Source organism: Sulfurovum sp. AR (assembly GCF_000296775.1).
Taxonomy (GTDB): Bacteria; Campylobacterota; Campylobacteria; order Campylobacterales; family Sulfurovaceae; genus Sulfurovum; species Sulfurovum xiamenensis.
This window is the reverse complement of sequence record NZ_AJLE01000007.1, coordinates 54,494-73,689: the sequence shown is the minus strand read 5'-3', so window position 1 is coordinate 73,689 and position 19,196 is coordinate 54,494. Positions and strand designations below refer to the sequence as shown.

18 protein-coding genes are annotated in these 19,196 nt (G+C 39.4%); 13 read left to right on the top strand and 5 right to left on the bottom strand.

Annotation, left to right across the window (positions count from 1 at the left end; genetic code table 11):
* Window position 1: 1 nt before the first annotated feature.
* The 3 genes from SULAR_RS07665 to SULAR_RS07655 form a co-directional block, all read right to left on the bottom strand.
* A complete protein-coding gene (locus tag SULAR_RS07665; RefSeq protein ID WP_008244725.1) occupies window positions 2–868 on the bottom strand; it encodes a hypothetical protein in 867 nt (288 codons plus the stop codon).
* Between the two features lie 76 nt (window positions 869–944).
* Window positions 945–2,324, bottom strand: coding sequence for a PTS transporter subunit EIIC (locus SULAR_RS07660; protein ID WP_008244722.1), 1,380 nt, complete (start codon window positions 2,322–2,324; stop codon window positions 945–947).
* The gene (locus SULAR_RS07655) at window positions 2,317–4,143 is read right to left on the bottom strand and encodes an HPr family phosphocarrier protein (RefSeq protein WP_008244713.1); all 1,827 of its coding nucleotides are present in this window, start codon (window positions 4,141–4,143) and stop codon (window positions 2,317–2,319) included. The genes SULAR_RS07660 and SULAR_RS07655 overlap by 8 nt, the downstream gene beginning before the upstream one ends.
* Before the next feature lie 167 nt (window positions 4,144–4,310).
* Between SULAR_RS07655 and SULAR_RS07650 the strand changes: the two genes are divergently transcribed.
* Together SULAR_RS07650 and SULAR_RS07645 are read left to right on the top strand one after the other, a co-directional pair.
* A complete protein-coding gene (locus tag SULAR_RS07650; RefSeq protein ID WP_008244711.1) occupies window positions 4,311–6,044 on the top strand; it encodes an ATP-binding protein in 1,734 nt (577 codons plus the stop codon).
* 51 nt (window positions 6,045–6,095) lie between these two features.
* A complete protein-coding gene (locus SULAR_RS07645; RefSeq protein WP_238536374.1) occupies window positions 6,096–7,340 on the top strand; it encodes a zinc ribbon domain-containing protein in 1,245 nt (414 codons plus the stop codon).
* 4 nt (window positions 7,341–7,344) lie between these two features.
* On the opposite strand, the gene SULAR_RS07640 is transcribed toward SULAR_RS07645, so the two are convergent.
* The gene (locus tag SULAR_RS07640; RefSeq protein WP_008244701.1) at window positions 7,345–7,758 is read right to left on the bottom strand and encodes a rhodanese-like domain-containing protein; all 414 of its coding nucleotides are present in this window, start codon (window positions 7,756–7,758) and stop codon (window positions 7,345–7,347) included.
* 285 nt (window positions 7,759–8,043) lie between these two features.
* Between SULAR_RS07640 and SULAR_RS07635 the strand changes: the two genes are divergently transcribed.
* Genes SULAR_RS07635 through SULAR_RS07615 form a run of 5 tightly spaced genes read left to right on the top strand, consistent with a single transcriptional unit; the run spans window position 8,044 to window position 11,316 of the window.
* Entirely contained in the window at window positions 8,044–8,433 is a 390-nt protein-coding gene (locus SULAR_RS07635) for an NAD(P)H-quinone oxidoreductase subunit 3 (protein WP_008244699.1), read from the top strand.
* A complete protein-coding gene (locus SULAR_RS07630; protein ID WP_008244697.1) occupies window positions 8,415–8,957 on the top strand; it encodes an NADH-quinone oxidoreductase subunit B family protein in 543 nt (180 codons plus the stop codon). Before SULAR_RS07635 ends, SULAR_RS07630 begins: the two co-directional genes overlap by 19 nt.
* Entirely contained in the window at window positions 8,957–9,739 is a 783-nt protein-coding gene (locus tag SULAR_RS07625; RefSeq protein ID WP_008244695.1) for an NADH-quinone oxidoreductase subunit C, read from the top strand. The genes SULAR_RS07630 and SULAR_RS07625 overlap by 1 nt, the downstream gene beginning before the upstream one ends.
* 8 nt (window positions 9,740–9,747) lie before the next feature.
* Window positions 9,748–10,977 (top strand): NADH dehydrogenase (quinone) subunit D, encoded by a 1,230-nt coding sequence (nuoD, locus tag SULAR_RS07620; RefSeq protein ID WP_008244694.1) that lies wholly within the window; start codon window positions 9,748–9,750, stop codon window positions 10,975–10,977.
* Between the two features lie 9 nt (window positions 10,978–10,986).
* Window positions 10,987–11,316, top strand: coding sequence for an NADH-ubiquinone oxidoreductase subunit E family protein (locus SULAR_RS07615; protein WP_008244692.1), 330 nt, complete (start codon window positions 10,987–10,989; stop codon window positions 11,314–11,316).
* A 197-nt stretch (window positions 11,317–11,513) separates the two neighbouring features.
* Here the strand turns inward: SULAR_RS07615 and SULAR_RS07610 are convergent, their stop codons facing one another.
* Window positions 11,514–12,530: an NAD(P)-binding domain-containing protein gene (locus SULAR_RS07610; RefSeq protein WP_008244691.1), complete on the bottom strand. Its 1,017-nt coding sequence runs from the start codon at window positions 12,528–12,530 to the stop codon at window positions 11,514–11,516.
* 299 nt (window positions 12,531–12,829) lie between these two features.
* Here SULAR_RS07610 and SULAR_RS07605 point away from each other — a divergent pair, with 299 nt between their 5' ends.
* From SULAR_RS07605 to nuoK, 6 genes are read left to right on the top strand one after another with little or no spacing between them, the layout of a single operon-like run.
* Window positions 12,830–14,176, top strand: coding sequence for a hypothetical protein (locus tag SULAR_RS07605; RefSeq protein WP_008244690.1), 1,347 nt, complete (start codon window positions 12,830–12,832; stop codon window positions 14,174–14,176).
* Window positions 14,169–16,649 (top strand): NADH-quinone oxidoreductase subunit G, encoded by a 2,481-nt coding sequence (locus SULAR_RS07600; RefSeq protein WP_008244689.1) that lies wholly within the window; start codon window positions 14,169–14,171, stop codon window positions 16,647–16,649. Before SULAR_RS07605 ends, SULAR_RS07600 begins: the two co-directional genes overlap by 8 nt.
* Before the next feature lies 1 nt (window position 16,650).
* Entirely contained in the window at window positions 16,651–17,685 is a 1,035-nt protein-coding gene (gene nuoH, locus SULAR_RS07595) for an NADH-quinone oxidoreductase subunit NuoH (protein WP_008244687.1), read from the top strand.
* Window positions 17,686–17,694: 9 nt separating this feature from the next.
* Window positions 17,695–18,318 carry an NADH-quinone oxidoreductase subunit NuoI gene (gene nuoI, locus SULAR_RS07590; protein ID WP_008244684.1) on the top strand — a complete coding sequence of 208 codons (624 nt, stop codon included), beginning with the start codon at window positions 17,695–17,697 and terminating at the stop codon, window positions 18,316–18,318.
* Between the two features lie 10 nt (window positions 18,319–18,328).
* Window positions 18,329–18,892 carry an NADH-quinone oxidoreductase subunit J gene (locus SULAR_RS07585; protein WP_008244683.1) on the top strand — a complete coding sequence of 188 codons (564 nt, stop codon included), beginning with the start codon at window positions 18,329–18,331 and terminating at the stop codon, window positions 18,890–18,892.
* Window positions 18,892–19,194, top strand: coding sequence for an NADH-quinone oxidoreductase subunit NuoK (nuoK, locus tag SULAR_RS07580; protein ID WP_008244681.1), 303 nt, complete (start codon window positions 18,892–18,894; stop codon window positions 19,192–19,194). Before SULAR_RS07585 ends, nuoK begins: the two co-directional genes overlap by 1 nt.
* Window positions 19,195–19,196 lie beyond the last annotated feature (2 nt).

Below are 19,196 nucleotides of genomic sequence, written 5' to 3'. Positions count from 1 at the left end.
ATCAGTGACAGGATACGCTCTTTGTATTTGGGTTTTTATTTTTTTTGTATGCAGCAATGAGATCTTCAAGCGATCCTTCATTGAAGAGTTTTTCCTCTTGTAAGAATTTTTTTCTTTTTTTTAAGAGTCTGTACTGACGGCTTGAGAGTGAATCTCTTGTCTCTTTTTGTGAAAGATACGCAGTTAATGCATCTTGATCTGCCTCCTTCAAATAGTAGGTATAGATCTCTTCTTGTGTTTTTATCTGCAGCTTTTGAGCGATTATCTGCAGCTGTACTAATTGTCTTCGTGTGCGGGCCCGCTTTTCGTAGCGTCTATAATACTCATAGACTAACTGTTTTGGCAGTTTGGTTTGAATGTCTTTGATCCCGTTTGTATCATAGGTCCGAATGGCCTTTTTGTAGAGATCTTGAAGAGATGAATAGTCTTGAACATCAACCAAAAGTGTTTTGATTCCTTTGTATCTTCTGGGTGCTACAGATACGATAACCCCTACATCGGTTAAAGAATCTACGGGGGTAAATCCCTTATGCTTGAAAGTTTTCAGTACACGGGCATAGGTTGTTTTTGGAGTCACATGTAGTGTAAGTGCTGATTGTTCTGGCTTGGTGAGATTGTAGAGTATATAGCCGTTTTTACGATGAAGTAGCAGGCCAACCTCCTTCTTCTTTTTATCATAAAGATAGAGGTATTTCTGATCCTCCTTGATCATTTCTAGTTCGCTTCTTGTAAAGTATGCACGGTGGTGTTTCATGTAGGGTGTATACTCTACAATATTGACTTTATTGATCTCCCCTGGGACATATGGGCTCATCAGAGAACAGCCGCTCAGGAGTAAAAAGAAGAAAAGCAAGACGACTGTACGCATAGATATATCCTGAAGTTTTTGTTATAAGTATAATACGTATAAGTTAATATACGGCTAATACAATCTTAACAAAGAGTTAGCCTCGATGTAGGAATGCCTTGATCTTCTCTGCGACACCCTCTGCTTTCGTCCCCAATACCACTTGGACACTACGTCTATCCGGACGGATGACCCCTTTTGCACCTAAACGTATCAAGGCATCATCCTTAAGCAGTGAACTGTCATGTACTTGCATACGCAATCGTGTAATGCATGCATCGGTATGAATAATATTGTCTTCTCCTCCCAAAGCAGAAATGAATGCTTTTGTTTCCTCATCCGATTCGATCGTTTTGTCTTCTATCATCTCTTCAAAGATATTGAGCTTAAAGAGTTTAATCGTGTAGTAGGAAGTGACAAAATAGATCAGTGAAAACACTGCGCCTAGAGGGAGGATAAGCAGTGGTTTGGTTGCTAGTTTGTAGTTGATCACATAATCTATGAAGCCGGCCGAGAACCCGAATCCTGCATGAATGTCCAACATCTGTGCTGCTGCAAGTGCCAGACCGGTAAGCAGGGTATGCAGTACAAAGAGCAGAGGGGCTACGAACAAGAAGAGGAACTCCAGGGGTTCTGTGATACCTGTAAGAAATGAGGTAAAGGCAACACCGGCCAAAATGGCACCTACTTTTTTACGGTAGTGTTTTGGGGTGTTGAGGTAGATAGCATAGGCCATTGCAGGCAGACCGAACATCATGACGACATAGAAACCTGACATATAGATACCTGCGGTTTTATCACCGGCAAAAAAACGATGCAGATCTCCATTAGCCACTACCTGTACTCCCTCTTGTAGATAGGTATATTCTCCAAGCTGGAACCAGAACACAGAGTTGAGTATATGGTGCAGTCCTAGAGGGATAAGCAGACGGTTGAGTGTACCGTAGATGAAGGTACCTGTTTCTTTTAAGCCAATAATGGCATTTGAAAATGCATCGATACCGCTTTGCGCGAAGTGCCAGAAATATCCGGCAAGTATACCGACCCCAATGGCAGAGATCGCAGTGATAATGGGCACAAAACGTTTCCCTCCAAAAAAGCCTAAAAATTCCGGCAGTTTGATGGCATGATAACGGTTATAGAGGGTACCAGCAATGACTCCGATGATAATACCGACAAAAACACCCATATTCACCTCTTTGTCTATACTGAGATAGACCGCTTTGGCGATGAGTACACCGATTGCACCTGAAAGTGCTGCGGCACCATCATTGTTCTTTGCCAATCCATAGGCGATACCTATCCCAAAAAGAAGATCAAGATGAGAAAAGATCGCATCTCCGGCACTTTTCATGATCAGGGCAATCTGCCCATCAAAGATGTCGCCAAAACCTAAACGAAGTAAAAGTGCAGCAACAGGAAGTACTGCGATAGGGGTCATCAGTGCCTTACCAATGCGCTGAAGTAAATTAAACATCTCTTATCTCCTCTTTTGTTTGGGCTATGCATTTATGAGTAACACTGAGCGTTTCCATGCCTAGATCTAAAAGTTTAGGTAGTGCATCTTTATTTCCGGCCAGCTCCCCACAAATACTCACAGGTTTTGTCGCTTTATTAAGGATGGTCTCAATCGCAGCAAATACTGCAGGAGAGAGCTCATCTGCTTTGAGAGTAGAGTGTGTTCTCTCTATGGCAAAAAGGTATTGAGTAAGGTCATTGGTACCGATGGAGTAGAAGTCCACCACATCATTAAATGATTCTAGCAAGAAAAGTACCGATGGTACTTCTATCATGATACCAAAGCGAAGGTGTGAAATATCAAGCTGGTATTTTTCAGCGACATTTTGGGCAAAAGATTTTGTTTGGTTAAACTCTTCAACAGAACTGACCATAGGGAACATGATCTTTATAGGTTTATTTCCCGCAGCCAGAAAAATGGCATGCAGTTGCTCTTCTAAGAGTTCGGGATGAGTCTTAAAGAGACGTACACCGCGTATACCTAAAAAAGGGTTCTCTTCTGAAGGTATTTGTATATAGGACAGGGGTTTATCTCCTCCTACATCGAGTGTACGAACGGTAATGTCATCAAACAGTTCAAAGATCTTTTGATAGGCTTTGTATTGCTTTTCAAATGAAGGTTTGATATCCGTAAATAAAAACTCGGAACGTAAGAGACCTATCCCTTCAGCACCCTCTTCTTTGGCTATTTCTGCGGTTTGTATGTTTGTAACATTGGCAAAGACTTTAATATGTCTTCCTTTCTGTGTTATGGCAGGTTCAAAACGTTTTGTATTACTACGCTCTTTTTGTTGTTCATCTTCGTATCTGCGTTTTCTTGCTCTTTTGAAATCATCCGAGCTTGGATCCTGAACAACTACACCAGCAGGGGTATCAAGTATGATCTTCTCATTTTCAGTAAGGCTTTGGGTGTCTGCAACAAGAGAAGGAATACCTGCAGCACGGAGCAGAATGGCTGTATGTGAATTTATAGAAATCTCTTTTAAGATCACACCCTTTACTTGTGTCTGCTGAAGTTGGTCGATCTCACTGGGAAGCAGATCATTACACAAAAGTATAAAAGGTCTATCTGGGAAAGTGACTTTGACCTCCAGCCCCAAATGTTTTTTGACACGCTGGAGTATATCTTGATAATCACTTTTTTTCGCATCTAGTTTTGTACCTCTAAGGTTTTTGGTTTCCTCTTCTACTTTCACTTCAAGTTCCCTCAAAGTGTGACAGTGTGTGCCTAGAGAGATCAAAAGTTCTTTTTGTGCAAGGTAGATAGCGGCATTTTCATCCTTTTCTTTGTTGCGATAGAGTGTTTCCAGTTCCCCTATACTTCTAGACAGCGCAGTACCAAAGTCCATCTCACTTTGATGCTGTATCTCTGTCGTACGGTAAGTGTAGGCAGGAGCCATGGCAATACCCTTAGAGATGATCTCTCCCTCTATGACTAAACCTTCATAACTGTAAGCAGTTTTTTCGATCTGTTTGATCTCTTTGTCATCTTGCATCAGTGTTTCAAAAAGCTGTTGCAGTGCTTCGAGTGCCTCATCTGCCTGTTTGCCTTGAGCAACCAACGTGAAGGTATCTCCTTTTTCCAAAGAGAGTGAAAGCAGAGTATTAACACTCTTGGTATTAACATTCTTATTGTTAAAGGTTGCAGTGATCTGACACGAGAACGATTTGGCTAATGAAGCAAATTGTGCAACGGGTCTGAGATGAAAGCCATTATTTGAAGTGACGGTAAGTGGTACAGAAAGAGGTTTCAAAAACAAATTTTTAAACAGGAACATCGCTTATTTACTATCCCTTGCATAGACAGGTTCAGATATGACTATAGAACATGTTAGAGTCATCAACAAGACTGTACGCACCTGCTCCCCTTTTTATATGTGAATGTATTACTCAAAGTATAGCAAATATTTGTTATACTCAAATTATTAACTATGAGGAACACACATTGAAATACCTTATTGACTTCATTGAAACAAAAGATGTGAAGAAAACATTGATCTTTGAACATTTGAAATGTACGAAAGAAGAGGCATCTTTGGTACAGTATATCTGTAAACGTTACGTGAGGGGACTAGAAGAAGTCTCTGTACTGGAGATACTCCAAGAGAATTTTTCATCAGAGGGGTATGTCTATCTGCAAAAACTTGGATTGATCAAAAACCTTTTGGACCTAGGATGGATGATCCAGGTGAGTTTCGGACAGGTTAAAGCACATGAAGCATCTACGTTGGAACTGCTCAGTACTTCTGTGACACCAAGTATCTCTTTACTACGTCTGCTGGAAGAAGGGTCATTGGAAATTTTCCTTCCGGAAGTCAAACCTTACACAGACCACTTGGAGTATCTCCAAGATCAGTTTGATATGGTGTCACTTTTACATCAAATAGCTACATTTAAACAAGGTTTTGCAGATAATTCACTGAGCATAGGACGGTTGAAAAATAAATTGACACTTTTGACTACACGTATAGAAGAACGTGTGAAAATGACAGAAACACCTATTGTTGTAGAAGAGTTCTTTAAAGAAAAGGAACTTGATGAGAAAGAAAAACGTATCTTTCTGGCGTTACTTAAAGAAGAGTACAGTGGAGGAGAAGGACAATTTAGAGACATGAATACACTCATAGAGCTCATAAGTTTTGATGAGTATGAAAAGATAAAAAACCGTGCCTTGCTTGAAGATGGTGCGAAACTTATCAATGAGGATATCATCGATTATGAAGAGATACTGAACATGTTCGGTGGGGTGAGCCGTTCTTTTTATTTGCAAGAAGAGGTAATGCAGCGTATCATACATCCTACAAAAAGCAAAAAAGTAATAAAACTCAAGTTGGATGCACTGGTACAGGAACAAGAACTTTTCGAGTTTTTGAAACCGGTAACGACCTTAGATGATGTTGTACTGCATCCTAAAACAAGAGAGACACTGGAGAATGTTGTCAAACAGGTTGACAAAGAGGTGTTTAAGAAACTCAGAGAATGGGGAATCAAAGACAAACGTAAAGGCATTGATGCACGTATCATTTTTTATGGAGCTGCAGGAACAGGTAAAACAATGACAGCGATGAGTCTGGCGAAAACACTCAAACGCCCTATACTCTCATTTGACTGTTCCAAGATCCTCTCTATGTATGTAGGGGAAAGCGAAAAGAACGTACGTAAGATATTTGATGACTTTAAAGAGTTAAGTAAAAAAGCAAAAGTAGATCCTATCTTACTGCTTAATGAGGCAGATCAGTTTTTGAGTGCAAGAAGCGAAGGTACGGGAAGTTCGGCAGATAAAATGCATAACCAAATGCAGAATATCTTCCTCGAACAGATAGAAAAATTTGAAGGTATACTCATCGCTACCACCAATTTGCTTGGTAATATAGACAAGGCTTTTTCAAGACGTTTCAATTACAAGATCGAATTCAAAAAACCAGGGAAAAAACAGCGTCTCAGACTTTGGCAGTTCATGCTTCCAGAAAATGCAGATTATGAAGAGGGATTTGATATCTCAGAGCTTGCCAAATACGAACTTACAGGTGGTCAGATTAATCTTATCATTAAAAACACAGCCTATAAAGTCGCTGTACGTGAAGAGAGTGTGTTTGGAAATCAGGACTTCCTTGAAGAGATTGAGAAAGAGCTTGGAAGCAGTTTTGAAGGCACTAAGAGTATGGGCTTTAAAGTGTGATTTTAACGATTTAACGAAAGGATTCAGATGTTTTCTCACATAAGATCATTCATGACAAAAACGAAATCAACACTTTTTACGTTCAACAATGAACCCTTTTCTAAATTTTCCATACTGTTGATCATTATACTGGATATCTTTTTATTTGTTACCATTTTAACGGGGATAGACTCTGAAAAAGATATGTCTCCCTCGGTCAGTGTTAAGTACCCTTACCAATGCAAGAACCATTTTGATCCAGAATACCAAAGGAGTGTCTGGAACAGTGCCACAAGAGGATATATCTATGATACATTCCCTTTTTCTGAATATGAATCATTTTATATTCCTACCCATTCAGCATACTACAGTGGTAAAAAAGTTCAAACCTATATAGACAAAAGAGTGGCACCGCTATGTACAGAGCTTTATGAGAAAATAGCTGTTTTTGCACTATCTGATCTATTTAAAAATAACAAAGAACTCAAAAACAATTTAAGAAATGACAAACGAAATGTGCTCTCTGAGATCAATAGCATTGAAAAAAGATACAATACTGCACTTTTCGAAAAAATATCTTCTACCCAGCAAGATAGAGATAAAAAGATCAGAGATAAATACTACACTTTGCTTGAAAAAGAGAAGAGTATTGATAAGCAGATCAAAGAGATCAAGGCAGTATCCGCCTATAAAGGCTACCAGGAGTATGCTGATTTTGTCAACACAAATAGAGAGACATTCAACAAAGAGTATGATTCTTATGCCTTTTGGCAACCCTTCATATCATTTTTGTATTTATTAAAATTTACCCTGCCTTTATTGCTTTTATCTCTCTTGGCCCATCGGTTCTCTATAAGTCCTGTAAGAAAGGTATCGGTGCCAAATAAACTTGTTACATTGATCAGTTCCCATATCATTATCATTACGCTACTTCCTATCTTGATGGATGTATTGCGTTTGATCTTTCATATCATCCCCAAAAGGTTTTTAGAGAAGATCATTACTTTTTTATATCAATACGGCTTTATCTTCTTGGGATACTACTTTTTGATGTTTCTTGGTATTGTAAGTATCGGTTTGGTTGTTTTCTTTATACAAAGAAGTGTGGCCAAGAGAGAAAAATTAAGAAAAGAGATGAAAGAAAAGACACTCTATATTGATGCCTATAACCAAAGCAGATGTCCAAACTGTAGAAACAGGGTGGACTATAGTAAAAACTATTGTGGTTTTTGCCAAGAGGAGTTAAACAGAGTGTGCAGCGTATGTCATAAGAGGACACCCAAACATATTCAGTACTGTATAGAGTGCGGTGCATAGACAGTTATTTTACAAGTGTAGCGCCTGCACCGATCAACTGGATGATCCCTCCTTTGACATTAAGAGGGGTAAAGCCGTTCTCTTCTAATATGCGTGAGGCAGTAACACTTCTGCTTCCTGTTCTACAATAGACAATGATCTTTTTATCTTTATCCTGCTTGAGCATACCCAGATTTTGACTCAGTGCATCTACGGGAATGAGTGTTGCATCTCTGAGATGACCACTTTTATACTCTTCTATGGTTCTTGCGTCAAGAAGTGTAACATTGTCGTCATTTTCCAGCAAATATATGGCTTGTTTGGCATCTATGGATTCAAAGTTGGCAAGTATCCATCCTTTTGAGTAGGCAAACCAAAAAAGTAAGCCTGCCATAGCGATCCAATAGAGTACATTCATAGGGTTTTTTACAAGAGTCATCTTGCCGTTCCTTATAGTTATTATAATTTTATTTGATATTGTAGCGCTATTTTCTTTATGCATCGTTACATCTTGTTACATACCAAAGCGTAATCATGGGTAGGACTGAGTCCTCCCAAAATCTTTTAATCATCTTTTAGATAATATGAAGCTAATATTCTAAAGGAATTTCTCTACTGGAAAAAGCAAGTGAAAACTTAAGTCTAAGGTGAACTTCAGTGTGAGGAATTGAAAACGAGCTTTGCTTGTTTTTTAAAGAGAATTTATGAAATTAAAGGGATTAACATGACTCATGTAATTACAGAACATCCGTATTTCGGTGTATTTGTTTTATTTGCGTTGACAGCAGTGGCGTTCCCCGCGACGCTATGGGCTGCACGTTTCGTTAGTAGAAAATTTGCAAGACTTGATACGGAAAGACTTAAATTAAGTATATACGAATGTGGACCAGAGGTGACTAAGCAACCTAATGCCATTTCTGCACAGTTTTATCTGATAGCACTTTTGTTTATCTTGTTCGATGTAGAGATCATCTTTATGTTCCCTTGGGCAATTGACTTTAAATTACTCGGTTGGTTTGGTTTTGCTGAGATGATACTATTTATCTTACTACTTGCGATTGGTTTCGTATATGCATGGAAGAAAGGAGCACTTGAATGGCACAGCATCAAGTAAATTATGCCAGTTCTGCTGGCTTGCCGATAGCACTGACTTCGGTAGACAAACTCGTAAACTGGGGGCGTTCAAATTCACTTTGGCCGCTTACATATGGACTCGCATGTTGTGCGATCGAAATGATGGCATCGGGAGCTTCACGTTATGACTTCGATAGAATGGGAACGATCTTTAGAGCTTCTCCAAGACAGGCAGATGTGATGATCCTTGCAGGAACACTTTCTAAGAAGCACTCTGAGTTCGCTAGAAGACTTTATGATCAAATGACAGAGCCTAAATGGGTCATCTCCATGGGTTCATGTGCAAATACCGGTGGTATGTTTAACACCTATGCAACCGTGCAAGGTGTGGATCGTATTATTCCTGTAGATATTTATCTTCCTGGATGTGCACCAAGACCTGAAACACTGCAGTATGCACTGATGATGCTTCAAAAGAAGATCCGTAAAGAGTCTGCAGATATGAAGAAGAATACAAAACAAGACTTGACCAATCAAACGGGTAAAAGAGCGAGGTTAATCTAATGAGAAAATATGTACCAAAAGACAACGTTCAGGGAAAAGCATACTATACAGATAGATTTTGGGTTGCCCCGCGTGTACCAAGAAGTGAAGTAGAAGATGCACATTTTACTTCAGTCGTTGAAGCATTGGGGGAACAAGCAAAAGAGTCTTATCTAGAATTGGGACAGCTTGTTGTACATATAGATGCAACAAATAATTTTGTTGTACTTAAAACACTGAAAGAAAAATGCGGATATACACAATGTTCTGAGCAATCTGCTGTAGATTACTTGGCAAAAGACGGAGAATTTGAACTTTTTTATCAACTTCTCAATGTGAATGAAGCTAAAAGAGTAAGGGTTGTATGTCGCATTAAAAAGGGTGAAGCGATCGAGAGTATCGTACCTCTTTTCAAATCTGCGAACTTTGCAGAGCGTGAAATGTATGATATGTTCGGTATCAAAGTAAACAATCATCCATTCCTTAAACGTATCATTATGCCTGATGACTGGGAAGGACATCCATTACTTAAAACCTATCCTCTACATGGAGATGAGTTCGCTTCATGGTATGAAGTAGATAAGATCTTTGGAAAAGAGTATAGAGATATCATCGGACCAGAAAACAGAGACCCTGCAAAAGTAGACAGACATGATACAAAACGTTTCTCAAGAGTAGGATATGAAGTACCGTTCGGTGCAGATATTTCTGAAGGTGAAAAAGAACAAGCAGTTGAATATAGTGAAACATTCTTAGTGAACTATAATAAAAAATCAGCTAAGCAATTAGACGAAAGAAAATAGGGGAGCCGATGCAAGTAGCTAATAAATTAACGCCATTTTTTGAGAACCTCAATTTTGAGCGTGACGACAACACTATGGTTATCAACTTTGGTCCTCAGCACCCTTCGGCACATGGTCAGTTAAGACTTGTGCTTGAACTCGACGGTGAGCAAGTAGTTAAAGCCTATCCGGATATCGGTTACCTTCACAGAGGTATCGAGAAAATGGCAGAAAACATGACGTATAATGAGTTTTTGCCAACGACAGATAGACTTGACTATATTGCTTCAACTTCAAACAACTATGCGTATGCATTGGCTGTTGAAAAACTGATCGGGGTAGAGGCACCAAGAAGAGCACAAGTGATCAGAACGATGTTGCTTGAACTTAACCGTGTTATTTCACACCTCTTCTTCATTGCAACGCATGCTCTGGATGTCGGTGCAATGTCCGTATTCCTTTATGCATTCCGTGAACGTGAATTTGCGATGGACTTGATGGAAGACTATTGTGGTGCAAGATTGACACACTCTGCAGTACGTATCGGAGGTGTACCTCTTGACCTACCTGCGGGTTGGCTAGAAAATATCGCAGCATTCTGTGATAAAGTAGACTATGAGGTAGAGCATACGTATGAAGCACTGCTTACAGAAAACCGTATCTGGAAAATGCGTTTGGAAGATGTAGGGGTTATCTCTGCGGAAGATGCACTTTCATGGGGTTGTACAGGTCCTATGCTTAGAGGTTCTGGTGTGAAGTATGATATCAGAAAAGAAGAGCCGTACGAATTGTATTCAGAGCTTGACTTTGATGTTCCAGTGAGTGAAAGATGTGATTCTTATGGACGTTATAGACTTTATATGGAAGAGATAAGACAATCCACAAGAATCATAAGACAGCTCATTCCTATGTATGCTGAGACTGAGCCTCAGTTGATGGCACACTCGCCACAGTATATCTCAGCACCAAAAGAAGAGATCATGACACAAAACTATGCATTGATGCAGCACTTTGTTCTTGTGACTCAAGGTATGAGACCACCTAAAGGGGAAGTGTACAGTCCGACAGAGTCACCAAAGGGTGAACTTGGGTTCTATATCAAGTCAGAGGGTGAGCCGTACGCTTACAGACTGAAATGTAGAGCACCGAGTTTCTTCCATACAGGGCTGCTTCAAGAGCTTCTCGTTGGTACATACATTGCAGACGTCGTTACGATCATTGGTTCTACCAACATCGTATTCGGTGAAGTTGATAGATAAGGAGAGGCCATGAAAAGATATGATTTAAGACACTTAAAAGATGATTTCTATGATAGAATGGTCGAGCTTATTGATCAGGGACTAAAAGTAGGGGAAGTGGGAATTTTCCTTTTTGAAGTAGGGGATTTTACTTCTATCCAAAAGTCTGCAGATGTCATCAAGGCTACTGGCCATGATTTGATGAATTCTCTTAAGTTCAATGAAGTGGACTGGACGATCGTCGTCAAAAAAGTAGATGAAGCGACAAAGCAGGAGAGAGCTGCAAAGCTAGAGGCTGAAAAAGCTGCAGCTGAATCTGAAGAGACTGAGACAGAAGCTGAAACAGAAAAGGCTGAATAGAAGCCTGCTGTTTTTATATAATATAGCATCTTCTCTTGTGTGAAGATGTTATATGATCCTACAACACAAAATATCAATCAAACTATACTGTATAATATTGTTAAGTGGAAAATTAAAAGTTGGAGTATGTACTCTAAAAAAGTCTTAGAGTACGTCTATAGCATACCATGCTCAATAAAGAGCATAGCATAGTGGATTTATTTTAGTTTAGATGCGATATCTTTTACTGCATCACTTGCATGGTTGAATGCAAGTGCAATACTACCTTGATCTGTTACAACATCACCGATAGTGTAAAGACCTTCTACATTTGTCTCAAATGTTGCCTCATTGTATACAGGTACATCCCACTCACCAGTTTTGACACCAGAGTTTACAAGGATATCTTTTGGAGTTGTTCCTCCAAGTGCATATACCGCTCTGTCGTACTCACCAGTTGAACCATCAGTAAAGTTTACTTGGATCTTACCAGCTGCTGAAGGCTCAACGCTCTCAACATCTACACCCATTTTGTTAACAATTTTGCCATTGTCAAGATACTTTGTACACATTTCAGTATTGATCGGGTTCATACGTGTAATTTCAGCTTTACGGTAGTTAAGTGTTACCACACAATCTTCCATACCTTCTAATTCTACTAAACCATACGCGTACTCACCTGCAGTGTCCCCACCACCAACAACCATAACGTGCTCGCCGTTTTGAACTTTTGAAAGGTTGAAGTTAAGCACATCTTTAAGCTCTCTAGGGAACTTATATTTAGGTTTGTTTGGTTTACCCATACGACCCACTGAAAGGATAACGTTTCTAGCTCTCAACGTTTCCAACGCTTCATCTACACCGTCAGTACCATAAATAATTGAGAAAAGACCATCTTCACCTTTTTCAACTCTCATGATCTCATGGTTATACTCAAATCTGTCAAGTACACCAGCATCAGTAAGTTTTTTATCCATTTGCTCAATGTACTCTTCTTTAGAACACTCTTCAAAAGTAACGTTACCAGTGAATTCAAATTTGATACCCATCCAGTCTTTATCAACACGTTTACCTTTTTTGTAAAACTTGTGGATCATATCATTGTGGTGAGGCGCTTTGTCGATCACAACAATATTCTCAATACCCGCAAGTTTTGCTTCGATAGCAGCTGCCATACCACCAGGTCCGGCACCAATAATTGCAATGTCTACTACTTTTCCGTTTTCATGTATCATGATTTACCCTTATAAAACTTTATTTTGATGTAAATTGTAACATAGAGAATTGAAAAAATATCTATATGGAATTTATAATTTTCATAAGTTGAGCTTCGATGTGAGTATACGTAACATAAGGAAGTATGATAAAGGCTTAAAACAGAGCTCTATGAATCACTAGTGATACATTTTAACACAGAACTTTGTTTTTTAATTTGTTTTCTAATACAATCACCCCAAGCATTTTTATACAAAGACAATAGGGTAGGATTGTCCAAGGTAATTAAAGGCAAGATCAGCAGGAGGAAGAGACGATCGTGGAGTCCACATATGAAAGTCAAAAAGAGAAAATAGTTGAAGCTGACAGTATAGTTTTTTCAGCAGCTATTACGAATGAAGAAGCATATATCTTTCAATTATTAAAAGAGAGACAGGGTAAACGTTTGATATGCCCTGAAGCAAAAGTGTATCAGGATTTTTTAAAGGCATATAGCAGCAGTAGCGGGTATCATATTTTTAAAGGAGATGTAGATACGTTGTCTGCTTCGGATGTAGTGATATCTTTTGGTGTATGGTTTCAGGATGAAAGTACAGAGGCAACATCTTTGATTCACAAAGTGCTGGGAGAAAAAAAGCCTCAATTTGTCTACATGCATCCTATAGAAGATGCAAGACTTCAAACAAGTATCACACAGTTTATAAAATACGAAGTAGGGAGTGAAGAGGGTGTAGCGGCACTGTTGGCATATGCACTACTGCAAGATGTAGCACTTCCTGAAGAGACAGAAGATATTTTGGATGACCTTGATATCGGTTATCTCAGTGCGGAAAGCAATGTAGGAGAAGAAGAGCTGGAATCGATGCATAGCCTCATTGGTAATAAAACGACAGTATCTTTGATCATAGGAAATGATCTCTATACGCATCCAAAAGCAGAACAGATAGCAAAGTTGATAGCGTTGCTGGAAAAATACGCAGGAATCAATGTTTTATGTATACCACCCCTACGAAATGCTTTAGGTGTAGTATTGATTTGTGACCTCGATGATGACGTCCAGGGGCAAAGTGTGAACTATGATACTTGCGAAGAAGGCACTTATGTAAATAGTGATAAATGTGTGTATATTAATAATGATACAGAAACCTTAAATATAAGTGGATTAAATAACATTGCCACTATAGTAGGACTGGATGCCAAGAATTTTATAGACTACAGCAACCAATTACCTAAAGATAAAGGCTTTCAGATACTTAGTGATGATGATCTAAAGAATCCTTGTATCAGCAGAGTGATACCCAAAGAGAGAATAAGGGATTTTACCCTCGATGAAATCGATGATCTCCCGGTGTATGATGGTGCAGTGATCTATACCTATAAAAAAGTTGAAAATGCTATCGAAAAGGGTCAAGTAGAGGATGTTTTGATCGGTTCTAAACAGTTTTCCACGGCCACAAAATTACAAGATGGGGACTTGATTTCTTTTGAGATCGAGGGGGTTAAATTTGTACGTGTGTTTAAAATTGATACATCTATGAAAGGAACCATTGCATTAAATCCGACTTTTGCCATAAACTTAAGTGCATCTTTGCTATCCTCCTATAGATTTAGCAGACTAGCTTTTGAAAAAATAAATAATCAAAAAATAGGAAACAACGATGAGTGAAGTACAAACAGTAGATAATATGGTCTCAATTTCGATTGATGGTATAGAGTACAAAGCAAAGGAAGGTGAATATATCCTTAATGCTGCTCGTGCTAATGATGTTTTCATCCCGGCTATATGTTACCTTACAAGATGTTCGCCAACATTGGCATGTCGTATTTGTCTAGTAGAGGCAGATGGTAAGCAGGTATATGCATGTAACGCTAAAGTCAAAGAGGGTATGGAAGTCACTACTGAGACACCAAATATCCTCGAAGAACGTAGAGCTATCATGGAAGTCTATGATGTTAACCATCCACTTCAGTGTGGTGTATGTGATAAGTCTGGTGAGTGTGAATTACAGAATTATACACTTGAACTTGGGGTAGACTCACAATCGTATATGATCCCGGATACAAAAAGAGAGACAACAAACTGGTCATCAGTATTGCATTATGACCCGGGTCTCTGTATCGTGTGTGAACGTTGTACTACTGTCTGTAAAGATATGGTAGGGGATGCAGCGATCACTACGGCAAAAAGAGGCGGTGCAGATCTTGATAAGGGTTATAAAGACACGATGCCTAAAGATGCATACGCGATGTGGAATAAACTTCAAAAGTCTGTGATCGCACCGAGCAATGGTACAGGTGAGACAAACTGTTCAGACTGTGGTGAATGTATCGCAGTATGCCCGGTGGGTGCACTCGTAAGCCGTGACTTTGTCTATCAGTCAAATGCATGGGATTTAAGAAGAATACCTGCTGTAGCAGCACACTCGAGTGATGGTGCACAAATTTATTATGAAGTGAAACATACATCGATTGAAGACAGATCTGAAAAGATCTACCGTGTTACGAATGAATGGTCTTATGTCTCATTGGATGGTTCAGCACGTTTTGCCTATGACTTTGAAAACAGAGATGTAACGAAAGATGAAGCAGCATTCAATGCAGCACTTGAAGCGTTTAAAAAATCGGATACTATCCGTTTTAATGCTATGATCACCAATGAAGAAGCGATGATGCTTCAGACACTGAAAGAAAAAATGGGGCTTAAACTCTATAATCCAGAGGTCAGAGCATTCCAAAAATTCTTAGGTCACTATGCAGCCGCATCAGGTAGCTCTTTATACTCTACAGATACAGATGCGATCATGAAGAAGAGTGATTTTGTTATTTCTGTAGGTGCGGCACTTAGAAATGACTCTCCAGCACTTAAATATGCGTTCAACAACGTACAAAAGCTTAACAAAGGTGCAGGACTTTACTTCCACCCGGTAGGTGACACATTGATCCCTACATTTGGTAAGACGGTTGAAACATTTGTTCACAAAGCAGGTCTGGAAGAAGCAGCACTTTACCTTATCTTAGATCTATTTGCAGACAAAGAGAAACTTCCTGCAGATGTAAAAGAGTATATTGATAGCTTTAAGAGTTCTGAGACAAGAACAGTAAAAGAGCAGGTCATGAAGACTGTCAAAGAGATGGTAAAAAATGAAGAGACTGGTGAAGAGGAAGAAGTATCTAAAAAAGTAAAAGAGACTGTTGAAAAAGAGATCACTGTAACGATCAACGGACTTGTGACACTTTTAGGTAAGGATTCTGAGAAATTTGATGATGCATTTGACAAAATGATGAAGAAAAAAGAGGCTTTCTCATTGATGGTAGGTGAAGATCTTTACTTCCATGAAAAAGCTGAAAATCTTGCTAAACTTGTAGCACTTGTTGAAGCAACTTGTAACATTGATGTTGTGATGACGCCACCAAAGTCAAATGCACTGGGTGTTGCATTGATCTGTGATCTTGATGATGAATGTTCTGGTTATACAGTCGGGTACAACGAAAATGGTGACTTTAGACTCTCTGCACTGGGTGATGGCGACCTGGATATGCCGGCAATGAACCAACAAGAGGGAACATTGACCTCTATGGCGAAAAGAGTACTCCCTACCAATGCGGCATTAGAATACGATGGATATGAGTTAAATGACATTGTAAAAGCACTTGTAGGTGCACCAGAGTTAACGATTGACTGGACAGAGATGCTTCCTGTGTCTAAAGGCTTTAAAGCTGTAGCATTTGACTCTTTACCAAATTCATATACGAATGCCGGTGTAGATAACCGCGGATATAAACTGGATGTCACCGTGCAAGAGGTAGGATTACCGACAGTTGAGAAGTTTGATGAGAGTGCAGCACTTGAAGGTGAGATCGCATACAGATGTAACCCTGCGAGACAGTTCAATGACTTTACAGATAAAGCACATGAGATCTTTGAAGCATTCGCACTTTATGCAAGTCCAGCCAAAGCAGAGAGCTTGGGCGAAAAAGTAGAAGTAGTCTTTGAAAATGGAAGCATTACTTTAGATGTAGTTGCTGATGAAAAGATCGAAGGTGACATTGTAAAAGTTCCAGATTTTAAAGCTGCTAAAGATGTATATGGTCTCTTTGGCGGATCTAGATATCAAACAGTAACATTGAGAAAGGTGTAATATGGAAACAACACTTATAGAAAACTTACCAGAAGTTACTGCATTAGGTGTGATCATTAAGGCCATTATTATTTTGGCAGTGATTTCAGCAATTGCAGGTTTTGGTACATACATAGAAAGAAAAGTGCTTGCATTTATGCAAAGACGTCTTGGGCCGATGCACGTAGGACCGTATGGTTTACTACAAATTGCGGCAGATGGTATTAAACTCTTCACAAAAGAGGATATCATCCCGCAGAATGCGAACAAATTCATCTTTATGATTGCACCTGTGATTACAGCAGCAACAGCATTTATTGCTCTCTCTGCTGTACCGGTTTTTCCAGACTTTACAATTCCTGAGTTTATTCCTTTGCTTGGTGGTACCTTTGTACCCTCTATTGCATCTGATTTGAACATCGGTGTGTTGTTTGTACTTGGTATGATGGCAGCAGGACTTTACGGACCGCTTTTGGCAGGTATGTCACAGGCAAATAAATGGGGTATTATAGGATCAGCGAGAACAGCGATTCAGTTTTTATCTTATGAAGTAGTCACAGGGCTTTCTATCTTGGCACCGATCATGTTAGTGGGCTCACTGTCATTTGTGGACTTTAATGAAGCACAAGCTGGTGGTATCGGTTCATGGCTGATCTGGCAACAACCAGTAGCGTTTGTACTGTTCCTCATTGCAGGATTCGCAGAGACGAACAGAACACCATTCGACCTTCTTGAGCATGAAGCAGAAGTTGTTTCTGGTTATGCAACCGAGTATTCTGGTATGAGATGGGGTATGTTCTTTATCGGTGAGTATGCGAACATGATCACCGTTGCTATTATTGCATCGATCGTATTCTTAGGTGGATTTGATGCAGCAGGTGCCTTCGGATGGTTGTTTATTATCCTTAAAATTGCATTTTTCTTCTTCTTGATGTTATGGGTAAGAGCATCATGGCCACATATTAGACCAGATCAGTTAATGTGGCTTTGTTGGAAAGTATTAATGCCAATCGCAGTCATCAATATCTTGATCACTGCTATCGTGGTAATGGTATAAGGAGTAGGTATGAGTTTAGAACAATTTAAAAACAGAAATGTAGGCACGCAGAACTACATGACAGTTGATGTAGGGCGTAAACCCGAAACAGCGATGGAACAGTTCTCGCAAGTGGCGAAAAGAACCGTGAAAGGTGAGCTTTTTGTAGGGTTATGGGTTACAATGAGATCAATGTTTAAAGCACTGTTTAAAGGAGATATGCATACAGTCAAGTACCCATTTGAAAAAATGCCAATCTCTCCGAGATACAGAGCGATCCATGACATGCTTAGATTACTTGAATCAGGTAACTACAGATGTATCGGTTGTGGTCTTTGCGAAAAGATATGTATCTCGAATTGTATCTCTATGGATACAAGATATGATGAAAACCAACGTAAAGAAGTGAGTGAATATACCATTAACTTCGGTCGTTGTATCTTCTGTGGGTATTGTGCAGAGGTTTGTCCGGAACTTGCTATTGTTCACGGACCGCGTTATGAGAACGCTGCAGAGCAAAGGGCTGGATTCTCTCTTTTTGAAGATATGTTAACACCTCTTGACAAACTGAACTTACAGCAAGAGTATGACGGATTTGGTGCAATATCTCCAAATGCAGATGAAAACATTAAAAAAACACCACTAGCATATTAGGGAGAGTAGAATGTATGAAATCGTAGCCTTTTACCTATTTTCGGCTTTAATAATAGGACTTTTCTTGATCACAGTGATGAGTAAAAACATACTTTATGCGATGACATCTCTCGCAGCAGGCATGGTACTTATCTCTGGATTCTTTTTCATTTTGGGTGCAGACTTCCTTGGTGTCGTTCAACTTGTTGTTTATGTTGGGGCTGTCATGGCCCTTTATGCCTTTGCGATGATGTTCTTTGATGCAACAAGAGATATCAAAGAGAAAAATACAAACAATGCTTTAGTCTTCTTGCTTGGCGGACTCTCAGCATTGGTATTGGTACTGATGTTCGCAGCACCGATCTTCAGCGAGAATATCCAGGCACTTTACCCAATGCATGAAGGTGTAGGTAATGCACAAGATGTTGGAATCGTGCTCTTTACAAAGTATCTTGTACCGTTTGAAGTAGCAGCACTCATGTTGCTCGTAGCAATGATCGCTGGAATTATACTTGCTGGTAAGAAAATGGATGTGAGTCTCACTGAAGATATGGGTGCAGATGATGAAATTATGATAGTAAAGGATGAAAAATGATGATAGGTCTTTCTCACTATTTGATCGTATCTGCGATACTCTTCTCTATAGGATTGGTCGGTGTACTTAGAAGAAGAAACCTTTTAATGCTTTTCTTCGCAACAGAAGTAATGCTGAATGCAGTCAATATAGCCTTTGCAGCGATTTCACACTATTACAATGATCTGACAGGTCAAATGTTTGCATTCTTTATCATTGCGATTGCAGCGAGTGAAGTGGCAGTGGGTCTGGGTATATTGATCGTGTTGTATAAAAAACAGGGAAGTCTTGATCTTGACGACCTTGCAAGTATGAGAGGATAATA

Bases quoted from the DNA above. Each gene is read 5' to 3' on its own strand.
- SULAR_RS07585 (WP_008244683.1), top strand. From the start codon at position 18,329: ATGTATGAAATCGTAGCCTTTTACCTATTTTCGGCTTTAATAATAGGA.
- SULAR_RS07615 (WP_008244692.1), top strand. From the start codon at position 10,987: ATGAAAAGATATGATTTAAGACACTTAAAAGATGATTTCTATGATAGA.
- SULAR_RS07665 (WP_008244725.1), bottom strand. From the start codon at position 868: ATGCGTACAGTCGTCTTGCTTTTCTTCTTTTTACTCCTGAGCGGCTGT.
- SULAR_RS07630 (WP_008244697.1), top strand. From the start codon at position 8,415: ATGGCACAGCATCAAGTAAATTATGCCAGTTCTGCTGGCTTGCCGATA.
- nuoD (WP_008244694.1), top strand. From the start codon at position 9,748: ATGCAAGTAGCTAATAAATTAACGCCATTTTTTGAGAACCTCAATTTT.
- SULAR_RS07640 (WP_008244701.1), bottom strand. From the start codon at position 7,758: ATGACTCTTGTAAAAAACCCTATGAATGTACTCTATTGGATCGCTATG.
- SULAR_RS07625 (WP_008244695.1), top strand. From the start codon at position 8,957: ATGAGAAAATATGTACCAAAAGACAACGTTCAGGGAAAAGCATACTAT.
- nuoK (WP_008244681.1), top strand. From the start codon at position 18,892: ATGATAGGTCTTTCTCACTATTTGATCGTATCTGCGATACTCTTCTCT.
- SULAR_RS07635 (WP_008244699.1), top strand. From the start codon at position 8,044: ATGACTCATGTAATTACAGAACATCCGTATTTCGGTGTATTTGTTTTA.
- SULAR_RS07610 (WP_008244691.1), bottom strand. From the start codon at position 12,530: ATGATACATGAAAACGGAAAAGTAGTAGACATTGCAATTATTGGTGCC.
- SULAR_RS07655 (WP_008244713.1), bottom strand. From the start codon at position 4,143: ATGTTCCTGTTTAAAAATTTGTTTTTGAAACCTCTTTCTGTACCACTT.
- nuoH (WP_008244687.1), top strand. From the start codon at position 16,651: ATGGAAACAACACTTATAGAAAACTTACCAGAAGTTACTGCATTAGGT.
- SULAR_RS07600 (WP_008244689.1), top strand. From the start codon at position 14,169: ATGAGTGAAGTACAAACAGTAGATAATATGGTCTCAATTTCGATTGAT.
- nuoI (WP_008244684.1), top strand. From the start codon at position 17,695: ATGAGTTTAGAACAATTTAAAAACAGAAATGTAGGCACGCAGAACTAC.
- SULAR_RS07645 (WP_238536374.1), top strand. From the start codon at position 6,096: ATGACAAAAACGAAATCAACACTTTTTACGTTCAACAATGAACCCTTT.
- SULAR_RS07660 (WP_008244722.1), bottom strand. From the start codon at position 2,324: ATGTTTAATTTACTTCAGCGCATTGGTAAGGCACTGATGACCCCTATC.